Origin of the sequence: Lacrimispora amygdalina (assembly GCF_900205965.1) — a bacterium.
GTDB lineage: Bacteria > Bacillota > Clostridia > Lachnospirales > Lachnospiraceae > Lacrimispora > Lacrimispora amygdalina_A.
In genome coordinates, this window is record NZ_OAOF01000001.1 from 1 (window position 1) to 25,476 (window position 25,476).

Annotated in this window: 23 protein-coding genes; 3 read left to right on the top strand and 20 right to left on the bottom strand. The window is 41.9% G+C overall.

All coding sequences use genetic code 11. From position 1 onward, the window contains the following. Positions 1–622: 622 nt before the first annotated feature. The 9 genes from CRO04_RS00005 to CRO04_RS00045 all read right to left on the bottom strand — a co-directional run bounded on the left by CRO04_RS00005 (position 623) and on the right by CRO04_RS00045 (position 10,303). On the bottom strand, positions 623–958 hold the full coding sequence (locus tag CRO04_RS00005; RefSeq protein WP_097002185.1) for a hypothetical protein: 336 nt from the start codon (positions 956–958) through the stop codon (positions 623–625). A gap of 15 nt (positions 959–973) precedes the next feature. Then, complete coding sequence (locus CRO04_RS00010) at positions 974–2,956, bottom strand: deaminase domain-containing protein (protein WP_097002186.1); 1,983 nt, start codon at positions 2,954–2,956, stop codon at positions 974–976. Positions 2,957–2,974: 18 nt separating this feature from the next. Beyond that, a complete protein-coding gene (locus tag CRO04_RS00015; protein WP_097002187.1) occupies positions 2,975–4,132 on the bottom strand; it encodes a pentapeptide repeat-containing protein in 1,158 nt (385 codons plus the stop codon). Next, on the bottom strand, positions 4,116–4,766 hold the full coding sequence (locus tag CRO04_RS00020) for a hypothetical protein (protein WP_097002188.1): 651 nt from the start codon (positions 4,764–4,766) through the stop codon (positions 4,116–4,118). The genes CRO04_RS00015 and CRO04_RS00020 overlap by 17 nt, the downstream gene beginning before the upstream one ends. 13 nt (positions 4,767–4,779) lie before the next feature. Then, on the bottom strand, positions 4,780–6,162 hold the full coding sequence (locus CRO04_RS00025) for a contractile injection system protein, VgrG/Pvc8 family (protein ID WP_097002189.1): 1,383 nt from the start codon (positions 6,160–6,162) through the stop codon (positions 4,780–4,782). Further along, on the bottom strand, positions 6,155–6,661 hold the full coding sequence (locus tag CRO04_RS00030; RefSeq protein ID WP_097002190.1) for a hypothetical protein: 507 nt from the start codon (positions 6,659–6,661) through the stop codon (positions 6,155–6,157). The genes CRO04_RS00025 and CRO04_RS00030 overlap by 8 nt, the downstream gene beginning before the upstream one ends. A 14-nt stretch (positions 6,662–6,675) precedes the next feature. Then, complete coding sequence (locus CRO04_RS00035; protein WP_097002191.1) at positions 6,676–8,082, bottom strand: hypothetical protein; 1,407 nt, start codon at positions 8,080–8,082, stop codon at positions 6,676–6,678. A gap of 31 nt (positions 8,083–8,113) precedes the next feature. Further along, complete coding sequence (locus tag CRO04_RS00040; RefSeq protein ID WP_097002192.1) at positions 8,114–8,446, bottom strand: DUF4280 domain-containing protein; 333 nt, start codon at positions 8,444–8,446, stop codon at positions 8,114–8,116. A gap of 300 nt (positions 8,447–8,746) precedes the next feature. Further along, positions 8,747–10,303 (bottom strand): flotillin family protein, encoded by a 1,557-nt coding sequence (locus tag CRO04_RS00045; RefSeq protein WP_097002193.1) that lies wholly within the window; start codon positions 10,301–10,303, stop codon positions 8,747–8,749. Positions 10,304–10,565: 262 nt separating this feature from the next. Between CRO04_RS00045 and CRO04_RS00050 the strand changes: the two genes are divergently transcribed. Next, on the top strand, positions 10,566–12,107 hold the full coding sequence (locus CRO04_RS00050) for a class I SAM-dependent methyltransferase (RefSeq protein ID WP_097002194.1): 1,542 nt from the start codon (positions 10,566–10,568) through the stop codon (positions 12,105–12,107). Positions 12,108–12,165: 58 nt separating this feature from the next. On the opposite strand, the gene CRO04_RS00055 is transcribed toward CRO04_RS00050, so the two are convergent. From CRO04_RS00055 to CRO04_RS00065, 3 genes are read right to left on the bottom strand one after another with little or no spacing between them, the layout of a single operon-like run. Beyond that, positions 12,166–13,353 (bottom strand): mandelate racemase/muconate lactonizing enzyme family protein, encoded by a 1,188-nt coding sequence (locus CRO04_RS00055; RefSeq protein ID WP_097002195.1) that lies wholly within the window; start codon positions 13,351–13,353, stop codon positions 12,166–12,168. Positions 13,354–13,370: 17 nt separating this feature from the next. Then, positions 13,371–14,720 (bottom strand): APC family permease, encoded by a 1,350-nt coding sequence (locus CRO04_RS00060; RefSeq protein WP_097002196.1) that lies wholly within the window; start codon positions 14,718–14,720, stop codon positions 13,371–13,373. Between the two features lie 27 nt (positions 14,721–14,747). Then, on the bottom strand, positions 14,748–15,944 hold the full coding sequence (locus CRO04_RS00065) for a mandelate racemase/muconate lactonizing enzyme family protein (protein ID WP_097002197.1): 1,197 nt from the start codon (positions 15,942–15,944) through the stop codon (positions 14,748–14,750). Positions 15,945–16,186: 242 nt separating this feature from the next. Here CRO04_RS00065 and CRO04_RS00070 point away from each other — a divergent pair, with 242 nt between their 5' ends. Both CRO04_RS00070 and CRO04_RS00075 read left to right on the top strand, forming a co-directional pair. Then, a complete protein-coding gene (locus CRO04_RS00070; protein WP_097002198.1) occupies positions 16,187–16,927 on the top strand; it encodes a FadR/GntR family transcriptional regulator in 741 nt (246 codons plus the stop codon). Positions 16,928–17,025: 98 nt separating this feature from the next. Beyond that, entirely contained in the window at positions 17,026–18,453 is a 1,428-nt protein-coding gene (locus CRO04_RS00075; RefSeq protein WP_097002199.1) for an amino acid permease, read from the top strand. 96 nt (positions 18,454–18,549) lie between these two features. On the opposite strand, the gene CRO04_RS00080 is transcribed toward CRO04_RS00075, so the two are convergent. The 8 genes from CRO04_RS00080 to CRO04_RS00115 all read right to left on the bottom strand — a co-directional run bounded on the left by CRO04_RS00080 (position 18,550) and on the right by CRO04_RS00115 (position 25,467). Further along, complete coding sequence (locus CRO04_RS00080) at positions 18,550–19,395, bottom strand: bifunctional 5,10-methylenetetrahydrofolate dehydrogenase/5,10-methenyltetrahydrofolate cyclohydrolase (protein WP_097002200.1); 846 nt, start codon at positions 19,393–19,395, stop codon at positions 18,550–18,552. A gap of 22 nt (positions 19,396–19,417) precedes the next feature. Beyond that, the gene (locus CRO04_RS00085; protein WP_097002201.1) at positions 19,418–20,044 is read right to left on the bottom strand and encodes a cyclodeaminase/cyclohydrolase family protein; all 627 of its coding nucleotides are present in this window, start codon (positions 20,042–20,044) and stop codon (positions 19,418–19,420) included. Positions 20,045–20,154: 110 nt separating this feature from the next. Continuing rightward, positions 20,155–21,063 carry a helix-turn-helix domain-containing protein gene (locus CRO04_RS00090; RefSeq protein WP_097002202.1) on the bottom strand — a complete coding sequence of 303 codons (909 nt, stop codon included), beginning with the start codon at positions 21,061–21,063 and terminating at the stop codon, positions 20,155–20,157. 196 nt (positions 21,064–21,259) lie between these two features. Further along, positions 21,260–22,456 (bottom strand): aspartate aminotransferase family protein, encoded by a 1,197-nt coding sequence (locus CRO04_RS00095; protein WP_420323203.1) that lies wholly within the window; start codon positions 22,454–22,456, stop codon positions 21,260–21,262. After that, on the bottom strand, positions 22,449–23,345 hold the full coding sequence (argB, locus tag CRO04_RS00100) for an acetylglutamate kinase (RefSeq protein WP_097002204.1): 897 nt from the start codon (positions 23,343–23,345) through the stop codon (positions 22,449–22,451). Before argB ends, CRO04_RS00095 begins: the two co-directional genes overlap by 8 nt. 38 nt (positions 23,346–23,383) lie before the next feature. Then, positions 23,384–24,610 (bottom strand): bifunctional glutamate N-acetyltransferase/amino-acid acetyltransferase ArgJ, encoded by a 1,227-nt coding sequence (argJ, locus tag CRO04_RS00105; protein ID WP_097002205.1) that lies wholly within the window; start codon positions 24,608–24,610, stop codon positions 23,384–23,386. A 1-nt stretch (position 24,611) separates the two neighbouring features. Further along, positions 24,612–25,004 carry an ACT domain-containing protein gene (locus CRO04_RS00110; protein ID WP_097002206.1) on the bottom strand — a complete coding sequence of 131 codons (393 nt, stop codon included), beginning with the start codon at positions 25,002–25,004 and terminating at the stop codon, positions 24,612–24,614. Positions 25,005–25,020: 16 nt separating this feature from the next. Further along, a complete protein-coding gene (locus tag CRO04_RS00115) occupies positions 25,021–25,467 on the bottom strand; it encodes a GNAT family N-acetyltransferase (RefSeq protein ID WP_166432432.1) in 447 nt (148 codons plus the stop codon). Between the last annotated feature and the right edge of the window lie 9 nt (positions 25,468–25,476).

The following is a 25,476-nucleotide window of genomic DNA, read 5'->3' on the forward strand; positions in this document are numbered from 1 at the left end:
AGTCTTTTCCCGTTGCACCTGATAGCTGTTAGGATTGCAATTACCTCCTGTTCGTCTTCCGGTTGCTTTTTCAGAAAAATGTCGCATACAGACCAGTTTTTCATATCCCTCAAGTCGCAAAATCGCAACCATTTATAAATTCCTGAACTGGTAAATACTCGCCTTATTTTGCTTCAAAAGTAGAGATGAACCATGGGGTCGAAAATGAAGCAGGTTAAAGGCAGGTGCACCTTATGGCGCTCCTGCCGATTCGCAGCTGACGGCAACGCCGACTGCATAAGGATTTTATTTGGAATAATGTATTTTCACAGGTGGCTGTAAATTGGAAAAGAGGCACCTTTTAGGTGGCTGTCACTGCTCTGATATCAACCAAATTTAAAAGGGTTAAAGGTGGCTGTGTAGGTACACCGCATAAAATATCACCAATTTATTCTTATCAAAATATACCGTTCACCTTTTTAATTTGAGCGAAATTTTTTGACTCATTCAATATTGTAACTAAGTATTATATTTTGCCTAAAAAGATCTCTATACCTAAATAAATCTTTCATGCATTTCCAACTCCAAAATCCCAGAATTGCTATTCTACGGCAATTCCGGAACTTTAAAGCTAATTACATAATTATTTTTCATTTAGTAAATGATTCAGTAAAATTAAATCATTTTTAAAATCAACAAACTCTTCTTGTAACTCTTTCATGTAATATTCCATATTATCTTCGTTAATTAATTCTTGCAATCTTGCTTTCATAAATTCAATTTCTTTATTCTGTTTTAATAAGACTAATGCAAAATTAACATAAATACAACACTCGTCAGTTTGTGTGTAACTCTTAGAATACTCTGCCTCTCCTATTGTAGCATATAAAGTCTGATTTAAAGGATATCCAATATTATTATAGAATTCTTCAAAATCATCAAGTACTGCTTCTTTTCGTTCCATATAAGACATTATCATTTACAAAACTCCTCTCTATTCTCCTGCGTAGATATTTAATTTAATATTAGGAAACTTTCTTCTAAACTCAAATATTACATTTGTACAACTTTGACATGCAGGTGCTTCAGTAAATAGATTTATAGTCCCCTGTATACTAGGATTATCTATTTGTGAAGCAATATCTTCTAAAATTTTAACCTCAGTATCATGAAATCTAGAATATTCTGCTCCTGGTTTTCCAGCCTCAACATATGTACTAAACATTCTTTCCGATTCTGGCTTTAAGTATGAGAAGTCTCCCAATTCTGCACCTTTACTTGTGGAACTATTTATCTGACTATGTGCAATAAAATCCTTTTTTATTCCTTGTATATCCACATCTGCGCTAGCCATATTACCTTGATTTCTCAATTTGCTATTTGGCATTTGATCCCTTATTTCTGCCACTCTGCTACTAAGAGTTTTTTTAATATTACCCGTCCCCTCAGCAATAGCACCGGGACCATCTCCGCTCTTCTTAATGGACTTAGACAAATCATCCGCTTCTACCTTAGGTTTTATATTAACTTTATGATTTCCAGTACTATCCAGTTTATTCTTAACCATTTTCTTTACATTTGATAAATAATCTGTTATCAAATCTCCAGTATTGGATAATGAATCAAAATCTCCAACTGTTTCAAAGGCTAGTTTGGGTCCTTTGTTCATGCCCATTCTTATGTCATCGATAATATTTCCTGTTTTTTTCCCTGCTTTCATAATTGCATCATCAAAACTTTTTGCTGTTGCTTTTCCTAAGTTCTTTAACCATGCTTTATTTATCTTTGATGCAGTTTTTTCGATAACTGTTGATTTTGCTATTCTTAGAGAATCCTTTACTAATTCTGCCTTTTTAGTCAATTTTAATGTTTTTGATATTTTACCCACCTGAGATATGTCGTCTATCTTTTCAGCACCTTGGACCATTTTAGCCGTTTTTCCCACAGTAGTTCCTGTCTTTACCTCTCCAACGCCAATAAGCCACGTGGCAACCTCAAAAACTGCCTGTCCAACCACCTCCGCTCTGTCTTCCGGACTCCCATTGACTACCTTATCATCCCAAAAGGTCTTTACCCCATCACAGATAGCCGGAATACTTTCGTCTGGATGTGCAACAATGGAATTAATCCCCTCCAAAGCCGTAACCGGGTCTTCTATCAGGGTGGCAATTCCGTCTACTGTTCCCAGCAGTCCCTTCACCACAACTCCTCTGACCCCCGCACCAACTACTGAAAATGCATTACTTTCTGCCCCGGGACCTCTCTGATCGGTTAATTCTCCTACAAAATCAGATAATCCAGGAATATTCTGCTTATAAATAAATGAGCCTGCTGCTGCTCCCTTATTTGTGATTTGGTTTCTAATAAAATTCAGTGGTCCTCTAAGCACTGGAACCGGAAGCTCTAACATGGGATATTCTTCTATTACTGCTCTTCTGTACTTTAGAAAAAATTCCAGCAATATGGGACTGGTCGTTAATAATATATACTCAGGCGATGCTCCTTGAGTTGTTACTCCCCGCATCAAATCTGAATAGGTGTTTGCCAATTCTGCTTTCAACTTTTCCACAATCCGTTTATTTTTCGGCTCTGTCACCGTGATAAATTCGGATACCTTCTGGTCAACAGCATTCTGCATCTGGTCAACTGTTATTTTTGCCTGTCCAACCGCCGTATTAACTGTTTTTTTTATCTGGGCAACCTTGCCAGTAACCGAGTTTTTTATCTGATCAACCTTCTCTACGGCTTTTCTCTTGATAGGTTCTATTATCTTCGGTATGGCCGCCACAGCTTTCCTTGTAATCTGTCCAACCTTGACTGCACCGGCACGTACTGCTGAGGGAATGGAAGCCACAGCCCTGCCAAGTGCACTGTGGGCCACCTTCTTCGCAGCTGTTTTGACTGCCTTTTTCCCGGCATTTACTACTTTTGGGACCAGTGATTTTACTTTCTTCAGCGCATTTCCCAATCCAAGCATAGCATCTCTCCTTTCATTTTACGGCAGGAGCTTTATTTGATCAAGCTGTTCCTGACTGAATTCGCACTGTTCCAGCTGTTTTTTACTAAAACGACTCCGATATAGGACTGCATCTTTAAAGATTGCTCCCCTTAAATCAGCCCCCTCAAAATCTCCGCCCATTATCGTAGCTTTGCTGAAGTCTGCTTCCTTCAATATGGCATTCTTAAAACTCACCCCAGTAAATCCTGTATTCTTCCACTCGTTTGCATGATTTTTTCCAGTAAATGCCACACAGTACTGTAGATTTCCCCTGGTTAAGTCCGCTTTTTCAAAACATGCATCATGGATCATTGACACCATTAAACTGGCCCCTCTTAAATCGCTCTCTTTAAACCGAGCTCCTATCAGCAGACAATTCCTTAACCGTATTCCCTCCATGCTGCTCTTTCGAAAATCTGCATAACGTAAGTCTCTTCCGCAATAAGACTGCTCCTTTAAATCCAGATTCCTAAAATCCTGAAAACAGCAGGACTGATCCTTGCTCTCCTCTAGGCATCGTTTTCTCTCTTCCAAGTCCTTTTCCCGATCTTCCATATGTACCAGGTCACACAACTCAAAGTACTCCCCAGTCTGGATCTCAAAATGTTTCTCTTTGATAAAAGCCTCATACTCACTTATCTCCAGAACCTCCATCAGGCTGCAGCGCATCAGTTCCGTAACATATTTATGAAATGGATTTAACAGTTTCAGCATGATTCCTTCTATATCAGCAACATTAATCTGTCCGATATACTTTTTTGATTCACGCTCCAGTTTTTTCCATAGTTCTTCATAATGCTTATAAATAAATGAAAAGTCTGCTTCTCCTACTCGAACTCCCTCATTTACATACCAATTCTTGTCATAAACCATGACTGCATATGTATAGTCATGGTTTATGATATTGGTTCTAAGAAGATGAAAGATAAGAAATCCGATCCTGATTTGATCGTTCTCCTGAATTTTTGCAATATTTACACATATACTTTTAAAACTTTCTAAGTACTGTTTTTTCATTTCACTTAAATTATTCTGAAAATTGTGTTCCAAATCATTTAACGCCAGCTCCAGTGAGGGAAATATATCTTTTTCGTGAAAACGATTTAAGGCAGGTGACATATTATCTGATGGCATAAGATCACCTGCTTTCTGCATTCAGCCCTTTTTCCTGACCTGATTCCTCTGGCTGGAGCTTTTCTTTTATGGTCATCAGCATCTGCAATATTACCTTTTTCCATTGTTTTTTCTGATGAATACTGCAATTAAATGCCCCCATAAGCAGACAGCTCCGGTGCTCCATAAAAAACATAAGATTATATATCTTTCCATCTAGCAGCGGAACATCAAAGCCAAAATAGCTGATATCCTTTTCTCCTGCCTTAACCGTCTGACTATCCTCAATTTTTGATGCCGGATAAAGGCGGGCAATCTGCTTTTCCAGAATGTTTTTAGCCTCTTTTACTTCATCATTTTCTATCTGACCGCTTTCCTCCATTGTAAATGTTAAGTTGACTGTAGTATCCTCTCCGCTATAAATATAATCCGGACGATCTTCTCCTGGATATTTAACCTTAGCAAGGTCCTCATCCATCAATTTAAAATCAGATGGCATCATCATAGCCAGACTGCCATCCATGATTTCCTTTTCCTCTACGTCATACTTTTTGTACTTCACCACGATAAATCCGTTTTGGATATTGTTTTCCAGGGTATATATTTCCTGTTCTTCCCCCTTCTTTGCCTCCTTCAGCTTTCTCATAATTTCTTCTGAATCTGTTCTATTATTCATAGTTATCTCTCCCTCAGCCTTTTATATGTACAATATCATCAACAATAATGCTGGAAGTAGGAGTTGCAAGCACAATCTTCTCATTTGACTGCAACTCAATATCCCCAAAGCTACCTGATATTTTTTCAGCATTTAAATGAATATCAAGACAGCTCTTTATTCTGATTCCTGAACTTTCATCAAGCTTCATTCGAAGCGCATTTCCTCTGGTACTGATAGATATACTCTCAGGCTTGAAGGCCAGTTCATTTCCTTGCTCTGTACTAAAATATTTTACATTTGATTTTCTGGTTTTTGAATTTTTATCACCATCGGTACGAAGGACCATTCCGGCATAAGCGTCCTCTTCCTTTTCTGTTGGAAAACACAGAAGAACCTTTTCGCCTTCTTCCGGCATACTGTGCCATCCCGTAGAGCCTTCCGCTGCATAAGGTGTAAGAAATGGAAACCATGCAGCCTCTGATAAAGACTGGCTTTTATCTATGGATAAATGAATCTTTATTTTGTCTCTTTTAACAGCCAACACCGTTCCTTCTATAGCAGTCCCCTTTAACCCGGTATGATTAATGACATGCTCTTTCATCCCATTTTTATTTTTCAAAACATAGCGGCACTTTAAGAATCCGTCCTTCATTTCTATTGTTTTTTCTTCTATGATGAAAGAAAATCCTTCATAGGAAATCCTGTCTCCAATTCCATAATGTGTGGTGCTCTCAAATTCCCAGGATATTACATCCTGCTCCGTCCAGCCACTGAAATTACTGTCTAATATCAGGTATTTTCCTTCATTCTTAGTAATAACATGGTTTTTACCTGTCTCTGCAGCTGTCTCACCTGACGGTACCCCAACAAATATCTTAGGAATATCAAAACGGACGTCAGGATATACCTGGGCACCTGTCCGGGAAGCCGCTCTTTTTAAAAATTCCCAATCGGTTTCCCCATACTGAACCAATACGGACACTTGTGACTTGCCATGGGAAGCAAGATCCAGCACATCTCCTCCATATTCATTCAAAAGAGTTTCAAACAACCGGGAAAAAGGCTTGTCTTTATTTTGAAAGCTTTTGTTCTTCTTTTTAACATCCATTAAAAACGAAACACTTTTCATTATTATTTCTGCTTCATAAACGCTTCGATCCTGCCTTATAGTTATTCCTACAGGAATCCCGGAAAAAAGAGTCTCTTCGCCTGTATCTTTTTTAACCTTAATTCTTACAACGGTTTTACTGGTCAGTCTGTGAATTCCCTGATAACTTTCCTCTTTTAAAATACCTAATAAATAAGCCTTTCCGTGTTCACCCGGACATAGTTCTATCTTCAGTGATTTAATACAGCTGATTTCTATTGGAATATCAACTATGATATCCTCAAACGAATATTGTCTGTTATTCATTGTTTTCCTCCTGAAGCTTTACAGAAAAAAATCGGATTCCTGCAGGCTCTTTTCTTAGAATTGTTTCTGCCAGATTCAAAGATACGATCAGATACTCCTGCTTTTCAAAGGCTATCCGGAAAATATGCTTACCACTAATTCCATTTTTGTTTAAAGTTAGACTGGCATAGTTCATATTCTGTTCTTTAACTACACAATCCGCCAGTTCAATGGCAACCCGCCAGTATACCTTTTGCCCTTTCTGGTTCTTATCAGTTATAAAAACTGGAAAAGCATTCAGTTTATCTGAATAAAGATCTAAAAGCTCCTTAAAATCATCCGATACATAAAAAGCATGGCGAAACAACTGCCTGATTGGTAAATAATCTACAAACACAGTATCTTCTTTAAAATCAGCATAGACAGAACATGCTTCAGTTGTCTCAAAATCCACAGTATCTGGCTGAATTTTTAATCTATTTCCAATTCTCTCATCAGGCATCATCAAAAAATATTCCATAATTTCTCCTTATATCAATTGATTTTTACTTCCTCTCCGCATAGATCAATTTTATCGTCAATAAGAATCTGACTTGTTTTGCATTTTAAAAGGACCTGCTCCTTTGCAACAAGCTTTATTGTCTCATCCGCTTCCAGCTTAATTCCTTTGTCTGACTGAAACCGGATAGGACCGGAACTGATTATCTCTATACCTGATTCCTGATTAAGACGCAGATAAACTTCATCCTCTACACAGGTGATAAGGATTTCATCCGGACTAAAACGGATTTCTTTTCCATCTCTGGTCCGGAATATTTTAACATCAGGGTCTTCCATATCATCAGAATCTTCCTCTTTTACACGAACAGACCCGCTTCCTACTGCATCTGATTCATCCCATGTAGGAAATTGAATCAGCACAGTGTCTCCCTTTTCCGGCATACAGTACCAGCCAACACTGTCTCTGGCAGTATATGGGGATCCATAAGGAAATTCCCAGGCTGTTGATTTCTTTTGATCATGGTCTATTTCAAGATGAACTTTTATTTTATCCCGTATTATATCAATAACAGTGCCTTTCAGGGAAATCCCTGCCAACTGCCGGTTATGCAGCTCCTCTGTGCTAAATCCTTTTTTGGTGGACAGTTTATAATAAAAGTTGAGGATACCATGAACCACCTCTGCTCTTTTTGACTTTATGTATAAAGAGATACCCTGATAGACAATGTGATCTCCAATTTCATAATTATTTTCTGATTCTATGTGAAATTCCACTGCATCCTGCTCTTGAATTTCTGTATCTGAATTTTCAGAATACTTCATAAAGAATTCAACATCCTTTGTTATATGGTATCTGGGAGTTTCTATGGTTCCCCTGTCGATACCGGCTGAAATTCCAAACATGATTTTGGGAGAATCATGGAGAATTGAAGGTATTAGCCCTGTATGATAATGGGAAGCCAATCTTTTTAGTAATTCCCAATCTGTCTCCTGATATTGAAGAATCAGTCTATCCAGATTATTTCCCTCTGAAACATAGTCTATGATATCTCCACCCGGGTACTTTTTTTCAATACTCTGCAGAAGCTTCTTATAAGTCATGGTTTTATCCTGGTACGAATGGGACTCCTTTTTTAAATCCATTTTAAATGAATTGGAAACTGCAGAAACCTTTAGATAATATAATCCGCTTATGGTCTCTGTTTGGATTTCCCGTATCATACCCTTAAAAAGAACTTTAGAATCTTTTTCCTTTGTTTTTAAGGTAATTTGTTCATCCTTTAAATTTTTTTTCACATAACTATCCTTGCTTTTTTCATCCAGTATTGCAGTCAGATGCATTACTCCATGCTCATTAATTTCCTGAATTATTATTACTTCTTTTATCTGCTGAATACACTCCAAATTTGTAGCTAGCTGAGAATAGGTTATTACCGGCATATTAACTTACCTCCCTGATCTATTTCTATTTCTACTGCCCTGACTGGTTTATTTTTATAATTCCACCTTGCATACAAGGCAACATACACGTATTTAGCAATACCATTTCTCCCTGAAGCTGATGATCTTTTTTCCCATTGATCCATTTCAGCGCAATTAGTGGATTGCATGGAACCGGAGGGTCAGTCTTGGTACACAATCCAAAGGGCATAATATTTTCATTGGATATATGATCAGCCACCGTTGCCTGGTTCTTACCCCCAATCTTTGCCCCATGACTTTTAGGTACCATTAACTGGCTTGTTGATGTTCCAAAGGAACATTTCAATAAAGCGCCTTCTTTTACATAATAGATTTCAGCCATAACATTTTATCTCCTTTTTTCTAAAATCTCACTTTATAGAACATACAAGATTAAATTATTTTAATTATATAATAAATTGTTACAAAAAACTCATTCATGTAATAAATAACACCCTACATGTAATTTTTGGTAAGATTTTGTCGATCATATCAACTTTGGTATCAACTTTGGTCAATCTATAGGTTGTTCTGCATTACAACTGTAGACATTTTCATCACATGGTATCGCATTATTTATGGAAGTAAAAATTCCACATAAAAAGCGGTACCAGAGATTTTCTCTCCGATACCGCCATCTTCATTATTCTGTTGGTTCTGTATCTGTATCTATACCCTCATCTATATCTGCTTTTGCCTCTGTTTTCTCAACCACCGCCTTATCTTCCTGCTTAATGGTTATCTCCGGCACACCGCTGATGTTAATATTCCTGTTTACCTTCGCATCATAGGTTCCTGCCTTTACGATATCTCCTAAGTCAATCCCGGTAGTTTCCTTCATGGATTCAAACAGCTTTGCCATAACGGCCGGAACATTGCCGGATACGGAATCAAGGCTGCCGCCTTCCCCGCCTCCGATGATCGTGATCTTATCAATCTGGGAAAGGGGCTCTGCGATCTTACCTGCTACATCCGGTAATACCTTGATGATCATCTCGGCAACAGCCGCATTGTTGTATTTCTGGTATGCCTGGGCTTTCTTTTCCATGGCTTCGGCTTCCGCAAGACCCTTTGCCTTAATGGCTTCGGCTTCCGCTTCACCCACCATACGGATTCCCTGGGCTTCCTGCTCTTTTGTATAACGCTCGGCTTCTGCACTTGCTTTCTGGGCTTCTGCCTCCTGAACCTTTTCGAACCTTTTTGCTTCTGCGTTCTTCTGGCGCTCATAAAGCTCGGCCTCTGCCTTCTGCTGTCTGGCAAATTTATCAGCTTCCGCTTTCTTTCTGATTTCCGCATCAAGAGACTTTTCCATAACCTCGGCTTCCCGCTGCTTAATCAGTACTTCCTTCTCCTGCTTTGCAATATCTGCATCAGCCGATGTGATTTCAATTGTCTTACGCTGCTCTTCCTGCTGGATCTGGTATGCAGCATCTGCTTCTGCCTTTTTCACATCAGCGTATTTCTTTAAGTCAGATTTCTGAATATCAAGTTCATTGTTCTTGATCGCTATTTCCCGCTCAGAGTTGATCCTTGCGTCATTGGCCTGTTTGTCAGCAGATGCCTTTGCAATGGCAATTTCTTTATCCGCTTCTGCTTTTGCAATGGCTGCTTTCTTCTTGATCTGTGATATGTTGTCAATACCAAGGTCGTCGATGACACCATTGGCATCGGAAAAATTCTGTACATTAAAGCTGACAATATCCAGTCCCATGGCTGCAATGTCCGGCATGGCATTTTCCTTTACCAGTTCCGCGAATTTCATACGGTCGCTGACCATCTCTTCCAGTCTCATGCGGCCTACAATTTCACGCATATTACCTTCTAATACTTCTCGTGCCACCCGGGCTATGTATTCCGTATCCTGATTTAAGAAGTTCTCTGCTGCCAGAGAAAGGCGGGTTGGATCACTGCTGATTTTTACATTTACTGCTGCGTCAACCTGAATGTTAATGTAATCCGCAGTAGGAACTGCAGTGGATGTCTTAACATCAATCGGAATCAGTTTTAAACTTAATTTGTCAATTCGTTCAAGAAACGGAATCTTGATACTGGCTTTTCCGATCACTGTCTTTCTTCTTAAACCGGAAATAATAAATGCCATATCTGGCGGAGCCTTTACATAGCCTGACATCAGGATTGCCAGAAAACCTGCGATCAGAACAACGGCAATAATTGTGGAATACAAACTCATACTCATCATATTTTTTTCCCCTTCTATTGGTGTAGTATTTTGACCTTCTTTTTAATACAGTCATAGTTATTATAACAAATTAGACTCTTTCATTCAATTCAACAATACTTAAGCTTTTCTTAACAAATTATCCGAATTTTATATTATTAGCAATGTTTTTTCTATCAAATGCCTGTCCCGGCCGTGTTTCGCACATCGGCATGTACCTGGAGAATATACTGATAAGAGAGTAATAACATTATAGAAATATGAATATTTGAAAGGAGTTTTCATGGACATTCAGGATCTGCACCTTGAAGCTGCAAAAAACAGCAGAAACTATAAAACATATGAAGAAATGGGGGATTATTATCATCTGAACGGCAATCTCAAGCGGGCTTATCTTTGCTACGCTCACAGCCTGTTCTTATGCAGCAGTCCAAAAGACGTTAAAAGACTGACTGCAAGTATGAAGGACCTGGAAAAGGGCCATTCAGCCCAGATACCGGCTGCCGCTTTCTTAATTCCTTCTGTCCCCGGTCTAAATATGATGAAAGCAATTATACAGACATGCGTCTTAAACAGAGAAGGTGTAAAAACGATCATTGTTATGGATGATGAGAGTTCTGCCGATGTCTCCCAATGGCTGAAGGAGCAAAATGAAATCAGGATCATTTCTGTAAAAGGTCTGACACCTGGCGCAGCATTTAATAAAGCCAGTGAGCTTACTGATAAACAAGAAGATTTATTATTTCTGGGAAAAGGCTCTGCACTGCTTCCCCATGCTCTGTTCCATCTGCGCATGTCCCTTTATAAGGAAGATTCCATCGGAGCCGTTAATGCTGTCACTAACGGACCCGCCTTTGGTCTGACAGATTTTAATTCCCCTATTGACCGGGCCAGCATTTATGCTGATGAACACAATCTGCCCGGAGATGAACAGATGGATCCGGTTTTAATGCCTTCCTGCAACACCGTGCTTTTACGCAGAGATCTCTATGACGAAAGGGGCGGCTTTGATGAACAGTATCTGACCCAGGAAGTTACAGAAAAGGATTTTTCTTTTCAGCTTCTTAAACTGAAAAAAATCACTTATTTATGCCACCACGGCTATGTTTACACCTTTGGTGTGGAGCAAAGCAATCAGGCCCGCTGGAGCGATTACAATCATTTTTATCAGAAATGGAACGTACGGCTGAATTATTCCCTGTTCCCACGTCCGGATATTCTGGCACTGATTAAGGATCCTTCAGAAGCTCCCATAAGAGTCCTGGATGTAGGGTGTGCCTGCGGTGCCTCCCTGCTTGCCATTAAGAAGAAATACCCCTCTTCTGAGCCCCACGGAATCGAACTGGATGAAGGCGCCTGGAATATCTCATCTATGCTATTCCCTGTAACCCAGGGCAATGTGGAAGAAAATCTGGATTATGAGGAAGGATACTTCGACTATATTATTTTTGGAGATGTACTGGAACACCTTCATCAGCCTGGCGCTGTACTGGAAAATATGAAACGGTATCTGAAACCAGGCGGAGCCATACTGGCAAGCATCCCCAATATCATGCATATTTCGGTAGTCAGTAATCTGTTAAACGGATACTTTACCTATGAGGAAAGTGGAATACTTGATAAGACCCATCTGAGGTTCTTCACAAAAAATGAGATCACACGCATGTTCTCCCAGGCTGGTTATCAGCTTGAAGATATTGGAGTTAACAGGATCTATATCACACCTGCCCAGCAAAAGCTGATTGAACAGCTCTGCTCCATCAGTACCAGCAGTATGGATGCATTTACTACCTATCAGTATTTAATCCGGGCAAGGAAAAAATAATTATAGCAAAACAGGCTGTGAGCCATCTGCTTCACAGCCTGTTTTTAACCAGTTCCTTCTATTCAATTGACTGGAACATACGCGCACTGCTGATGGCTGACTCCAAAAATTCATTTCCAATACCCGGAAGCGTGGGCAGTGTAAAGAATCCATTTTCCGGCTGGAGATTGTATTTTGTCAGATTCTTTGAGGTTTCCATGCGATTGCAGACATGATGCTCATGTATGGTGAAATTGGGGATAGCTGCTTCTAAGTGAAGAGCCGCATTGGTTGCCAGAGGACTGCCTGCCACATGAATCTGAATGGCAACGTCATAAATATATGCCAGATCACAGATCTTCTTCACCTCTGTGATTCCTCCGCAGTTTCCAATATCCGGCTGGGCCAGCTGTATTAAATTCTTTTCAAAATAAGGAGCATACTGCCAGCGGCTGAATATCCTCTCTCCATTCGCAATGGGGACGGAAATATTCTTAGTAATATATTCTGATGTTTTGATACCAGGAGTATTAGGTTCTTCAAATGCCCATATCCCGTATTGCTCCGCCAGTCTTCCCAGCTGCACCGCACTTAAAGCATCCGGATAAGAATGATTTTCCATTATAATATCTACATCAGGACCAACAGCCTCTCTGACCGCTTTCATCCGGGCCTCAACCATTCTCAGTTTCTTCGGGTCGAGAAGTCCTGTAGTATCTAAGGAAGTCAGCTTTTCCCCCTTTTGGTTCCGGTCAAAAAAGTCTATCTTAATGGCATCATAGCCTTCTGCCACTGCCAGAAGGGCGTTTTTTGCATAATCGTCTGGAGTCACAGCCCAAAGCTGCTTCTCTCCTTCTTTCCCCCAGCCAAACTGCAGCTGACTGGCATAACAGCGCAGTTTATCTCTCAGCTTACCGCCCAGCAGAACATAACAGGGCACATTAAAATATTTCCCTTTAATATCCCAGAGGGCCACATCAATGGCTGCAATTCCTGAAAATACCACCGGACCGCCGTTCTGCCCCCAGAACGTACTTTTGTACATCTTCTCCCAGATTGCTTCCGTATCCAGGGGGTTCATTCCTATCACAAGCTCCGCCAGGTCACAAACCATGCCATATGCAGCACTTCCCCCTGTCCCGTAAGCCATACCTGCCTCACCGTCCCCAAAGATACCCTGATCTGTGTAAATGCGGCAGCCGATTGGACTGTTCATACGATTGTCAGCAGTTTGAAGGCGAAATACATCAATTTTTGTTATTTTCATAATTATTTACTTCCTTTCTATCCTAACTCTACCATTCCTTCTGTATCCACATGCGTCTTTCCTGATCTGTGGCGCAAAATGGCATATGTAAAGCAGATAATTAACGCGGTGATATTAAATCCAGCAAGTGCCGGTGTTAAAGACCGCATGGAATTCCAGGCGATTACTGCCTGAACAATAAATGCGACTGCGAGGACAGAATAATACAGCGGATTACTCATATGCATTCTGGCCTTTGCCCATTTAACCGGCATCTTTTGCGGAACCTTTGTCAGGGAATAAAACAACAGGAAATTATAAACAGACATAATCAGCATCATATTGTTTACAATGGTCTTTACTGAAAATCCAAGCAGCACCGGGATCAGCCCTACAATCAGCTGTATGGTGAGAACCACATAAGCTCCCCCTTTCCGGTTCACTGCTCCCAGTTTTTCCGGAAACCATCCGTCTCTGGAAGCTTTTAAAAATGGACCGCACATTGCACCATAACTGGAATTCATGGTTGTCAGAAGTGCCATGATAGGACCTCCAAACATAAACACGTAGAACAGTGCCTTTGGAAGAATCTCTCCTGCAGCCAGAGTAAGCGGCTGGCCGGCAACCGTCTCAAGAGGAAGTACCGTAGAATCTATGAGGGCGGCTCCGCAGTATACCACCAGCAGAACAGGTACTACAGCCAGCATGGATAACGGCATATTCCTTGTTGCATTCCTCGTCTGGGCACCGTAATTCACATTAAATTTATACCCCTGGCAGGAGTAGACCAACAGCATAACTGCCGCCCAGAACCCTTTACTCCCTCCTTTAAAAAATTCGCTGTTTCCAAAATCAAAGGCCGGTGTAAAATCAGCCTTACCTGCACCTGCGATAATGAACAGAAGAAGAGAGGCGATCAGAACCGCACTCATCACTTTTTGTGCCCTGGCCATGTTTGCAACACCCAGCATATTAATAAAGTAAAAGAAAAAGAGGAAAAAGATCCCTACAATCATTCCATTTGCATCAGGAAACATGGAATTTACATACCAGCCAAGGGCTGTGGCAAACAGTGACATCCCCAGAGTCTGCAGGGAAAATCCTACGATGTACATTCCACCAGCTTTCTGCCCCCCAAGCATCGTGATGATGGAATAATCTCCTCCGGAGTACTTTGTAACAGATGAAAAAATGATAATCGGCAGATTGGTGACAGCACCGAGACAGACCGCCACAAAGTAAGCCAGCCAGGCCGAATAACCGGTAAGACCTATGGCGGGTCCGATAAGGGTGATCACCCCTGCTCCGATTACCTGACCAATTCCAATCGCCCACAATTCCGTAAAACCAAGAACACCATCTTCCTGATGAACCCCATTTTTGCCCATAATAAATACCTCCTCCGCATGCGATTACTACATGGACCAGAACAACTTATCCCCTTCAATTGATACCTTTTCCCCATTGATAACAAAATCAGACAGCTCATTCCCTAGACCCGGAAGATCCGGAACTTTAAATTTACCATTTACAGGCTGATAATCATATTTGCATAATTTTTTATTAAAATCACACAAATTCACAATATGGTGCTCATGGATCACAAAATTAGGAATCACACATTCAATCTGAAGTGCTGCAGCCGTACAGATAGGACTGCCGCATGCGTGAATCTGCACTGCCACATCGTAGGTATAAGCCATGTCTGCGATTTTCTTTGCTTCCGTGATCCCACCACAGGTTCCAAGATCCGGCTGTATTACCTGCAGGGAGGCATTCTCAAAATATTTCGCATACTGCCATCTGGTATAGATTCTTTCCCCGCTGGCAATTGGGAAATTCAGGCTTTTTGATATGTACTGTGCTGTTACAGGATCCGGAGTATTAGGCTCTTCATAATAGAAAATATTGTATTTTTCAATTGCTCTCCCAAATTGTACAGAAGACTGCGCATCCAGGAAGGAATGATTTTCTATGATTAAATCTACCTTTGGTCCGATTGCGTTACGGACTGCCTCTACCCGTCCTGCAATTGTCTGAAGCCTCTCAGGCGGCAAAAGTGTGGTTCGTTCTGTATCGCTGTAGCTTGTGCCATCCTCCTTGTAAGTAAAAAAATCAATCTTTATGCAGTCATACCCTTCAGAAACGGCTTTCTTTGCATATCTTACATAGTCCTCTGTTGTATAAGCTGCTTCCATGGAGGGCTGCCATCCGAACTGCAGCTGGCTGGCATAGGTTCTTAAATGATCCTGGCGTTTTCCTCCCAGCAGCTTATAGACCGGCACTCCGAAGAATTTCCCTCGTATATCCCATAATGCCAGATCAATAGCACTCATTCCTGCCGTAAAAACGCACCCGCCATTTTGTCCCCAGAACGTCTGCTTATAAAGCTTAGTCCAAATCACCTCATTATCCAGTGGATCCATTCCGATAATAAGTCTGGATAAATCCTGTACCATTCCAAATGCACCTGTAGAGCCGATTCCGTAAGCCATTGCGGCTTCTCCATCACCGTAAATTCCTTCGTCCGTATAGATCCTGCACAATACCGGCTTCCAGTTCGGATTCTCCGGATAGTTAATCTGAAACACATCAACCTTTGTAATTTTCATGTAATACCTCCTTGTTTGTTTGTTCACTTGTTCGCTAGGTTAATCGTACATCACCTTAAGTCCGCTGTCAATACATTGTTATAATTTTATGTTTTATCTAATTTTAGATCCATTTTATTGTGCATTTTATATAACTCATATTTCTATTTATCCAAAATCATGGGAGCCCCATTGAAAAGGAATTGCAATATCAGACGTTTTGTGCCAAAATAGTGATAACTAAAAAAAGCGAGTGAAAAAAGATGAATGATAAAAAACCAAGAAAAATTACACATATATCAGCTGTGGAACAAGTATGTGAAAGTCTGAAACAATCCATTCTTGCAGATGAATGGCAAATCGGCGAAAAGCTGCCATCTGAGAGCAGCCTGGCAGAGCTTTATGGTGTAAACCGCCTGACAGTTCGAATGGCACTTCAGAAACTGAATACGTTAGGGATTGTGGAGACGAAGGTGGGGGAAGGGACTTACATTAAAAAATTCTCTCTTGGAGACCTTTTTTATGACATTTCAGACTTCTTTTCTTCAAAAAAACCAATTGATGAAATCTATTCTCTGCGTATGCTGATTGAGGTGGAGTGCTGCAGACTGGCGATGATTCATGCCACCAGTCATGATCTGGAGAATTTAAAAAAGCAGCTGGACCGGTATCTGGCAGCCCGGGAACGCTTTCAGCAAACAGCTACTGAAGACTGCTTACAGATATTAGTAGAAGAAGATCTTTTATTTCATTATCACCTTTTCCGCATCAGCCACAATACGGTTTATGCTGATTTATTTTTATTAATAAAAAACATTATCCGGCAGTATTTACTGGAGATCATACCCAGGAAAAATAATCTCTGGCTGGAAAAGAAGTACAGCGAAGATCCGGACAACCATGTAACAATTTACAAAGCTTTACTGGATAAGGACTTAGATGCATGCAAACAGGCTTATAATGAAGCACTATCCATCAATCTTGTAATGGAGGACAGTGAATAAGGAAATGAAACGTTCCTCATTTTTTTGTATTTTTTTATTTCGTATAACTTTTCCAATAAAAGAAATAATAAAATAAAAAGCAAAAAGTGAGGAGCCCAATGAAACAGAAAGCAAATGGTCTGACTGCAGGCCACTTAACAATGATGGCACTGGGAACCGTGATCGGCGGTTCCTTTTTCCTCGGGTCTTCCGTAGCCATACAGGCCGCAGGTCCCGGGATTATACTCTCTTATCTGATATGCGGAGTTATGGTCTATTTCATCCTGTTTGCTCTTTCTGAAATGACCGTCTCCAATCCTTCCTCCAGTTCCTTCCGGTCATTCGCCTCAGAATATTTAAGCAAGGGCGCCGGATTCGTCGTTGGCTGGGTTTACTGGACCGGAATGGTAATCGCCATGTCAAGTGAGGCGACTGCTGTATCTTTGCTGTTTCGGACATGGTTTCCCAATATATCCATACCAATTCTGGGAACGATTCTGATTCTGGGAGTGACTCTTATTAATCTTCTGGGTGCCAATCAGCTCAGCAGTCTGGAAAGCATTCTTGCAGGAGTAAAGATTGTGGCTATCCTGGGATTTATTCTTTTTGGCGCTCTCATCGTATTCGGACTTGTTCCCGGTTATCAGCCAATGGGATTTCAGGTCTTAAGGTCTGAACCCTTCCTCCCCGGAGGCATTAAAAGCCTGGCAGGCAGCATGCTGATCGTACTTTTTACCTATGCAGGCTTTGAGATCATCGGACTTGCAGCCAGCGAAACACGTGATAAGGAAAGAAATATCCCACGGGCAATTCATCTGACCGTAGGATGGCTGGTATCACTTTATATTCTCTGCATTTCCGTTCTGCTGCTTCTGGTACCCACTTCATCCTTAACCGGTGATGTCAGTCCCATGGTGACAGCCCTAAACCGTTATCAGATGACCTGGGCTGGCACTGCCATGACAGTTATATTAATCAGCGCAATTTTATCCACCATGGTAGCTGCCATGTTCGGAATCGGCAGAATGCTTCGTTCTCTGGTAGAAGATGGTCTGGGGCCTGGTTTTATAAGAGACAGAACCGATGTACCCTATCGGGGTATCCTGTTTTCCGGCTGCTCCATGCTGCTGTTTCTTTACTTCGGACTGTTTTTTCCGCAAGTATATTTGTTTTTAATCAGCTCCGGTGGATTTGCACTTCTTTTTACGTATATCATGCTGATGGCTACTCATATCCGTTTCCGTAAAAAAAATGGAAAACCGGAAGGGAACTGCCGGCTGTGCGGATTCCCATACAGTTCCTTATTCACGCTGGCAGGTCTTCTCATCGCCATGTTCAGTATGCCGTTTATAGAAGGACAGACTCTGGGATTTTTCACAGGAATGGCTTTAGTTGCGTTTTTCTCCGCCTGTTATCCCCTGGTACGTGCCACAACTAAGAGGAAGAATCAGAACCCAAAACGCATACCGGAAGATACTGCACAGCGCCGCCGGCTGTTAACGGAATTTTCGGAAGAAATTCATCATTCCGATCTTCCTAAGAAATAAAGATTGAAACAATAAAAGGAAAGCGCCAGAAACCGGTCTGATATCCTGTGATACCTCCTGGTTCCTGACGCTTTTTCATTATTTATTTGTTTTTTATCATCTGCTTCTATGCTTTTGGGCTGCCATCACCAGATGCTTTGCCAGAACCGCTGTGGTTACGGTTCCTACACCGCCCGGTACAGGGGTTGCCATGGAGGCAATACCGTCCAGTGAATCAAAATCCACATCTCCGCAAAGTTTTCCATCGTTATCCACATTAATCCCTACATCAATTACAACAGCATCTGCTCCCACGAAAGAGGCATCTATCATCTTGGCCTTTCCGGCAGCGGCTATTAAAATCTGCGCATCCCGGCAGGTTTTTTCCAGTTCCTTTGTACGTGTATGACAGATGGTAACCGTCGCATTCTCCTTTAGCAAGAGCATGGAAAGAGGACGGCCCACAACCATACTTCTTCCCACAATAGCTGCCCGTTTTCCGCACATGTCAATATCATTGGCTTTTAGCACCTCTATTACTGCTTCTGCCGTACAGGGAGCGAAGCCCTCATCCTCTCCGGCAAATACGCGGGCGATATTCTCCGGAGAAATTCCGTCTAAATCCTTATCCGGATCAATCATATGCTCGATTTCACGTTCATTGATCTGTTTTGGCAGCGGACGAAGGAGTAAAATTCCGTCTATCTCCGGATTATCATTGATTCTTCTGAATTCTTTCTGAAAGTCTTCATCTGAAATATCTGCCGGAAAGGAAAAGCTTTCTGCCTGCAAACCGAAGTTCTCCATTTTCTTTAATGCACCACGCTCATATGACATATCGTCGGGCCGTTCTCCAACCCTTACAATCGCCAGTTTTGGTGCTGCCCCTGAAAGCCCATGTAAAAGCTCCGTTACTTCTTCTCTGATTTTTGCAGACACAGCTGCTCCCTTTAATGTTATCACGATGCCTTTTGCTCCTTTTCTTTTACTTTAACGCTGCCTCCACGTTTGCATAGATTTCATCGGCCCGTCTCATTCCAGTCTCAGCCAGCATGTCTGCTTCCTGATCCAGCTTATCTGCGATTTCCCGCTGCTTCATAAATTTTGTATTGATGGATACGTTCATCTTTGCTCCTAAAAGTGCGGAACGAAGAAATGTTACCCCCACTCCCACATCGCTGACTGCCAGACGGCTTCCTTTACGAGCCAGAATATCCATGACTGCAATCGCCTCAAGTGACTGTTCCATCACAGCCTTGGGAACCAGACTGGCTGCCAGAAGATGGGTCTCCAGAACCTCCGCCTTATGCTTTTTCTCCTCTTCCGTTCCGGATGGGAGCCCATAAGCTGCCGCCAACGGGGCAAATACCTTTGCATCCTCATCAGCCAGCCTTAAGAATTCCTTCTTTATATCCTCCAGCTTTATAAGAAGAAGCTGCATCTCTTCTTCCACATCTGCATACTTCTTTTTTCCCAGAGTCAGATTAATTACCATCTCACCTAATGCCACGCCCTGGGCACCCCCAAGAGCTGCCGCACCTCCGCCTCCTGGTGTTGGCTTTTTGGAGGACAGTTCTTCTAAGTACCCAGATACTGTAAGATCCTTTATCATCAATATGTTCCTCTCTTTCCGGCATTATTTTTTACCATTATATCGGCCTTTTCAAAAAAGTACAAGGACATTTTCGTTGTTTTTCAACTGGATTCAACAGAAATCTACAATTATAGAAACTTAATTGATCGTTCATCAAGCTCAGAACGAAGCCTGAAATCAGTACATTTAGACGCAATGGGAGAAAAAATCCGCATTGTTTCTTCTGCCCGTCTTTTCCATGTTTCCGGGTCCACAAACTCAATTGTTCTCATGTTGTGAAGGCGGTCAGATAGCGCTACCAGAGCTCCTCTGTCATCAGCACTTTTATGAGTCAGCTTAAATTCTTCGTACGATAAAAGAATTCTACTAACATCAGATCCAGCCTCAAGAGAGATTTTTTCCTTATATTCTCCCCGCCACACATCATGAAGAAGTCCGGCACAGACAGTATTTTCATCTGCTCCCATATCAGCCAGGATAATAGCCACATTTAACGGGTGGGTGATATATTCCTCTCCGGATTTTCTTTTCTCTCCTTCATGTAATGATTTTGCCAGCTCGTAAATCTTTCTTAATTTCCTATTGTCATACTCTGTTTTATTATCTTTTAATGTAAGGCACAGAATCTGCCACAATTCCTCTGGTTTTTTATATATCTGAGTTGTTTTTATATATGCTTCCATCAAATGTCTGTCTCCTTTTACTGAGGCATCACGAACATAGACAGCCCGTAATAAAACAGGGGAGTATCCGAATACAGAAGTAAAGGATTTGGTGAATCCGCTGTGGGTTTCCCAGCCATAGTCCAAAGCTGCATCTAGAATCCGTCTTCCTTTTGCAATTTCTTTTGCAGCCATTAAAAGCTTTCTCTGCCTAACATATTCCATAGGTGAAATTCCGAATTTACTTTTGAAACATCTGGTAAAATACCCAGGGGAATAACCCGCCCAGGCAGACAGCTGCAAGATAGTAAACTCCTCTTTTATGTGCTCATCAATGAGTACGATAATCATAGAAATCCTGTCTTCGGCATCCATTTTCGTCTGCCTCCTTTCTTTTTTCCACGTGGTAGCTTTATTATAATGCAAAGAAGAGAAATCTGCTGTTCCTAAAATGATTTTTTGACAACTGGAAAGCTGCGGATAAACGCCTGTCAATAAGTCAGCCGTAAAGATATAAAGCCGATAACCCAGTTACTCGGTTATCGGCTCTCTCCTATTTCAGTCATTGTATTTATTTTTGTTGTTCCAGCACAGCAGACAGTTTTTCCACCATCTCATCTACATGCTCTTTTTCAATTACAAGTGGTGGAACAAACCTTATTATATTGGTACCTGCACTGATTATAACCAGCTTCTGCTCCATCAATGCCTGGCTGATAATAGGGGAAACCGGTACGGTAAATTCCAGTCCCTGAATCAGTCCCATCCCCCTTCTGGCTGTTATGATATCATACTCTTCTTTCAGTTTTACCAGCTTTTTGGTCAGATAATCCCCAATTTCCTTTACATGATTCACGATATCCCGTTTTTCAAACAGCTCTAAAACCTTGTACGCTGCAGCGGTCACAAACGGATTTCCACCGTAAGTAGTGCCGTGATCTCCCGGCACCATGGCTGTAGCCGCTTTTCCTGCTGCCAGGAATGCACCGATTGGAACTCCGTTGCCAAGCGCCTTTGCAACCGTCATCACATCGGGCTTCACGCCATATTGCTGCCAGGCGAACATGGAGCCTGTGCGCCCCATTCCGCACTGTATCTCGTCAAGGATTAACAGAATATCATTTTTATCACAAAGGTCTCTTACGCCGGATAAAAACTCCTGGGTGGCAGGATAAATCCCTCCTTCTCCCTGAACAGTTTCCATAATAATGGCACAGGTTTTTTCATTTACAACAGCCTTCACACTTTCCAGATCATTGAAATCGGCAAACTTTATTCCGGGGATTAAGGGTTTAAACGGCTCCTGATAATGATCGTTTCCGGTTACGGAAAGTGCCCCCAGGCTTCTTCCGTGAAACGAATGGTTCATGGCGATAATTTCGTGGTCATGACCGCCGTCCTTATTATAAGCGTATCTTCTGGCGATTTTTAAAGCTCCCTCAATGGCTTCCGTTCCACTGTTGGTAAAAAACACTTTATCCATCTGGGCTGCCTTTAAAAGCAGTCCTGCCGCCTCTACAGACGGTACATTATAATAGAGATTTGAAATGTGAAGCAGTTTATCTACCTGAGCCTTTACCGCCTCATTAAATTCCGCATCATTATAGCCAAGACCAGCTACTGCAATTCCTGCAAAAAAATCCAGGTATTCATTTCCTTCCGTATCATAAAGCCTTACTCCGTCCCCATGGTCAAAGACAACTGGAAAACGGTTATAGGTCTTATAAATCTCTGATTCCGCCTTATCGATATATTCCTGTTTATTCAGCATGATAAAAACGCTCCTCTCCCGGGCTTACGATTGCAGTTCCGATTCCTTTGTTTGTAAAGATCTCAAGCAGCAGACAGTGGGGAATTCTTCCGTCCATAATATGTACTCTGGACACCCCGTGTTTCATGGCATCAATGCAGTTTTGAAGTTTGGGGAGCATTCCGCCTCCAAGAGTTCCTCCGCTTACGAACTCCTGAGCTTCATGAATTGACATTTCAGAAATTAAAGAATCCTTATTCTGAAAATCCCGGTAAACGCCCTCCACATCCGTCAAAAAAGCCAGTTTCCCTGCCTCCATGGCTGTTGCAATGGCACAGGCTGCGTCGTCTGCGTTGATGTTATAGGTTTTAAAGTCCTCATCAAAGCCTACGGGACAGATGATGGGAAGAAAATCCTTTTCCAGAAGATCATTAATAATCTGGGTATCAACCTCTGTGATATCGCCTACAAAACCAATGTCCTCTCCATTGGAATAGCGCTTCTGGCATTTCAGCATCATACCGTCTTTCCCGCTGATTCCCACAGCCTTAACCCCCAGCTCATTGACAAGCTGTACCAGGCTTTTGTTCACCCGGTTTAAAACCATTTCTGCAATCTCCATAGTGGCTTCATCCGTCACCCTTAAGCCATTGATAAAATGAGGCTCCATGCCGGTCTTCTCCACCCATCTGCTGATCTCTTTTCCGCCGCCGTGGACAATAATAGGCTTAAATCCTACCAGCTTCAAAAGTACCACATCCTGGATTACCTGTTTTTTCAGTTCTTCATCTACCATGGCGCTGCCGCCGTATTTTACCACGATCGTTTTACGGTTAAACCTCTGTATATAAGGAAGTGCTTCAATCAACACTTCGGCTTTCTGCATAATGCTCTGATCCAGCTCCATTTATTTTTCCTCTCCTTCTTTGGGTCTGCTCCCTATTCTTAAGAACGGTAATCTGCGTTGATTTTCACATAGTCAAAGGTCAGGTCACAGCCCCATGCCGTTGCAGAAGCATCTCCCATCTTGATGTCAGCAATCGCAGTCACTTCCGGCTGGGATAATATCTTTGTTGCCTCTTCCTCGCTGTAGGGAAGTGCCACACCATCTTCAATGATCTGAAGCTTTCCTGCTGCGCTTTCAAAATACAGATCCACTTTTTCAGGGTCAAAGGTGGCTCCGGAATATCCCATAGCACAAAGAATTCGTCCCCAGTTGGCATCATGACCGAATATGGCTGCTTTAGTCAGACTGGACGTAATGACTGATTTTGATAAAGTCACAGCCTGTGCCTTTGTCTCTGCGCCGATAATTTTTACTTCAAATAAAGCCGTACAGCCTTCTCCGTCCCCTGCCATCTTCTTTGCCAGCGTTTCATTCACAAAATTAAGTGCCTTTATAAATAACTGATAATCTTCATTTTTTTCGGTAATCTCTTTATTACCAGCCATCCCGTTTGCCAGAAGAAGAACCGTGTCGTTGGTAGAGGTATCTCCGTCCACCGATATCATGTTGTACGTATCTTTGATGTCTTCCCGTAATGCTTCCTGTAAAAGTTCCTTGGAAATCGCAGCATCTGTGGTCACAAAGCTTAGCATGGTGCACATGTCAGGGTGAATCATTCCAGAGCCCTTGCACATGCCTCCAATGGTTATGACAGCTCCGCCAGCCTCTAACCGGACCGCCACTTCCTTCTTCACGGTATCGGTTGTCATAATGGCCTGTGCTGCAGCGGTTCCGCTTTCCTCGCTGCCGTCCAGCATCACTGACATTGCCTTTACACCCTCTGTGATGCGGTCGATGGGGAGCTTCATTCCTATAACACCGGTAGAGGCTACAAGAACAGAATCTTCCGGAATAGAAAGACACTGAGAAGCCGCTTTTGCAGTCTGGCTGCAGTAAGAGAATCCCTCTTCTCCGGTACATGCATTGGCAATTCCTGCATTTACTACAACTGCCTGGGCAAATGGCGAACTGGTCACGATCTCTTTATCCCATTTAACCGGAGCAGCTTTTACGATATTGGTAGTAAATGTACCTGCTGCCTTACATGGAACCTCACTATAAATCATCGCCATATCTTTCCTGTTGTTTTTATATTTAATGCCCGCTGCCGTTGATGCAGCTTTAAATCCCTTTGCTGCTGTTACTCCTCCGTTTATCTGTTTCATATTACACGTCCTCCCTGTCGCCGATTATGGTATAACCTGCTTTTGCAAGCTCCTCTAAAGCATTTTCGTACTGCTCTTTTTTAACAAGTATGTAATCTGTCTGAAAGGTGGATATGGCAAAAATACCGATTCCATGATCCGCCAGCACCGTTGATATCTTAGAAAGGATACCAATGAGGGAAAAATCAAGAACACCTTCAATCCGAAATGCCTGAAACCCATCCTCCCTCTCCATAGTGTGTTCCGGAACTGATTTTGTCTCGCATACCAGAGACAGTTCCTCATCGGTCTTTCCCATGAACCAGAATCCTGATTTTTCATTCAGGTTTGCCAGATCTTCCGGTCCGCTTAATTTGCATACAGTAAAGTCAGTATTGATCCGTTTTAATTTCATAATCTCATTTCCCCCGTTAACTGATAAATTTAGTCTGGTTATTTTCACTGATGGCTAAATCATAATAATTCAAATCATCACGGAAGGTGAAATTTTCTTTTTTCCAGAAATGATTTCCCAGATTATTGGAGCAAAAGGCAATTAAATTCACTTTATGAATTCCCTCTTTTCTTAAGCGGCTGACCGCTTCCTGTACCATTTTATGACCGACTCCGTGCTCCCTGTATTCTTCTGCCACACAGACATGATAGAAGGTCCCTCTTCGCCCGTCATGACCGCACAGGATTGAACCGGTTATGGTTCCATTCTCTTCTGCAACCACGCTTAAATCCGGGTTTCTCTGAAGAAAACGACCGATCCCTTCTTCGGAGTCATCTGCCGCACGGATTCCGAATCCCTTAATCCCGGACCAAAGTGCAAAAACATCTTTATAATCTTCTATCGTCATTGTTCGAATTATCATAATTTACCT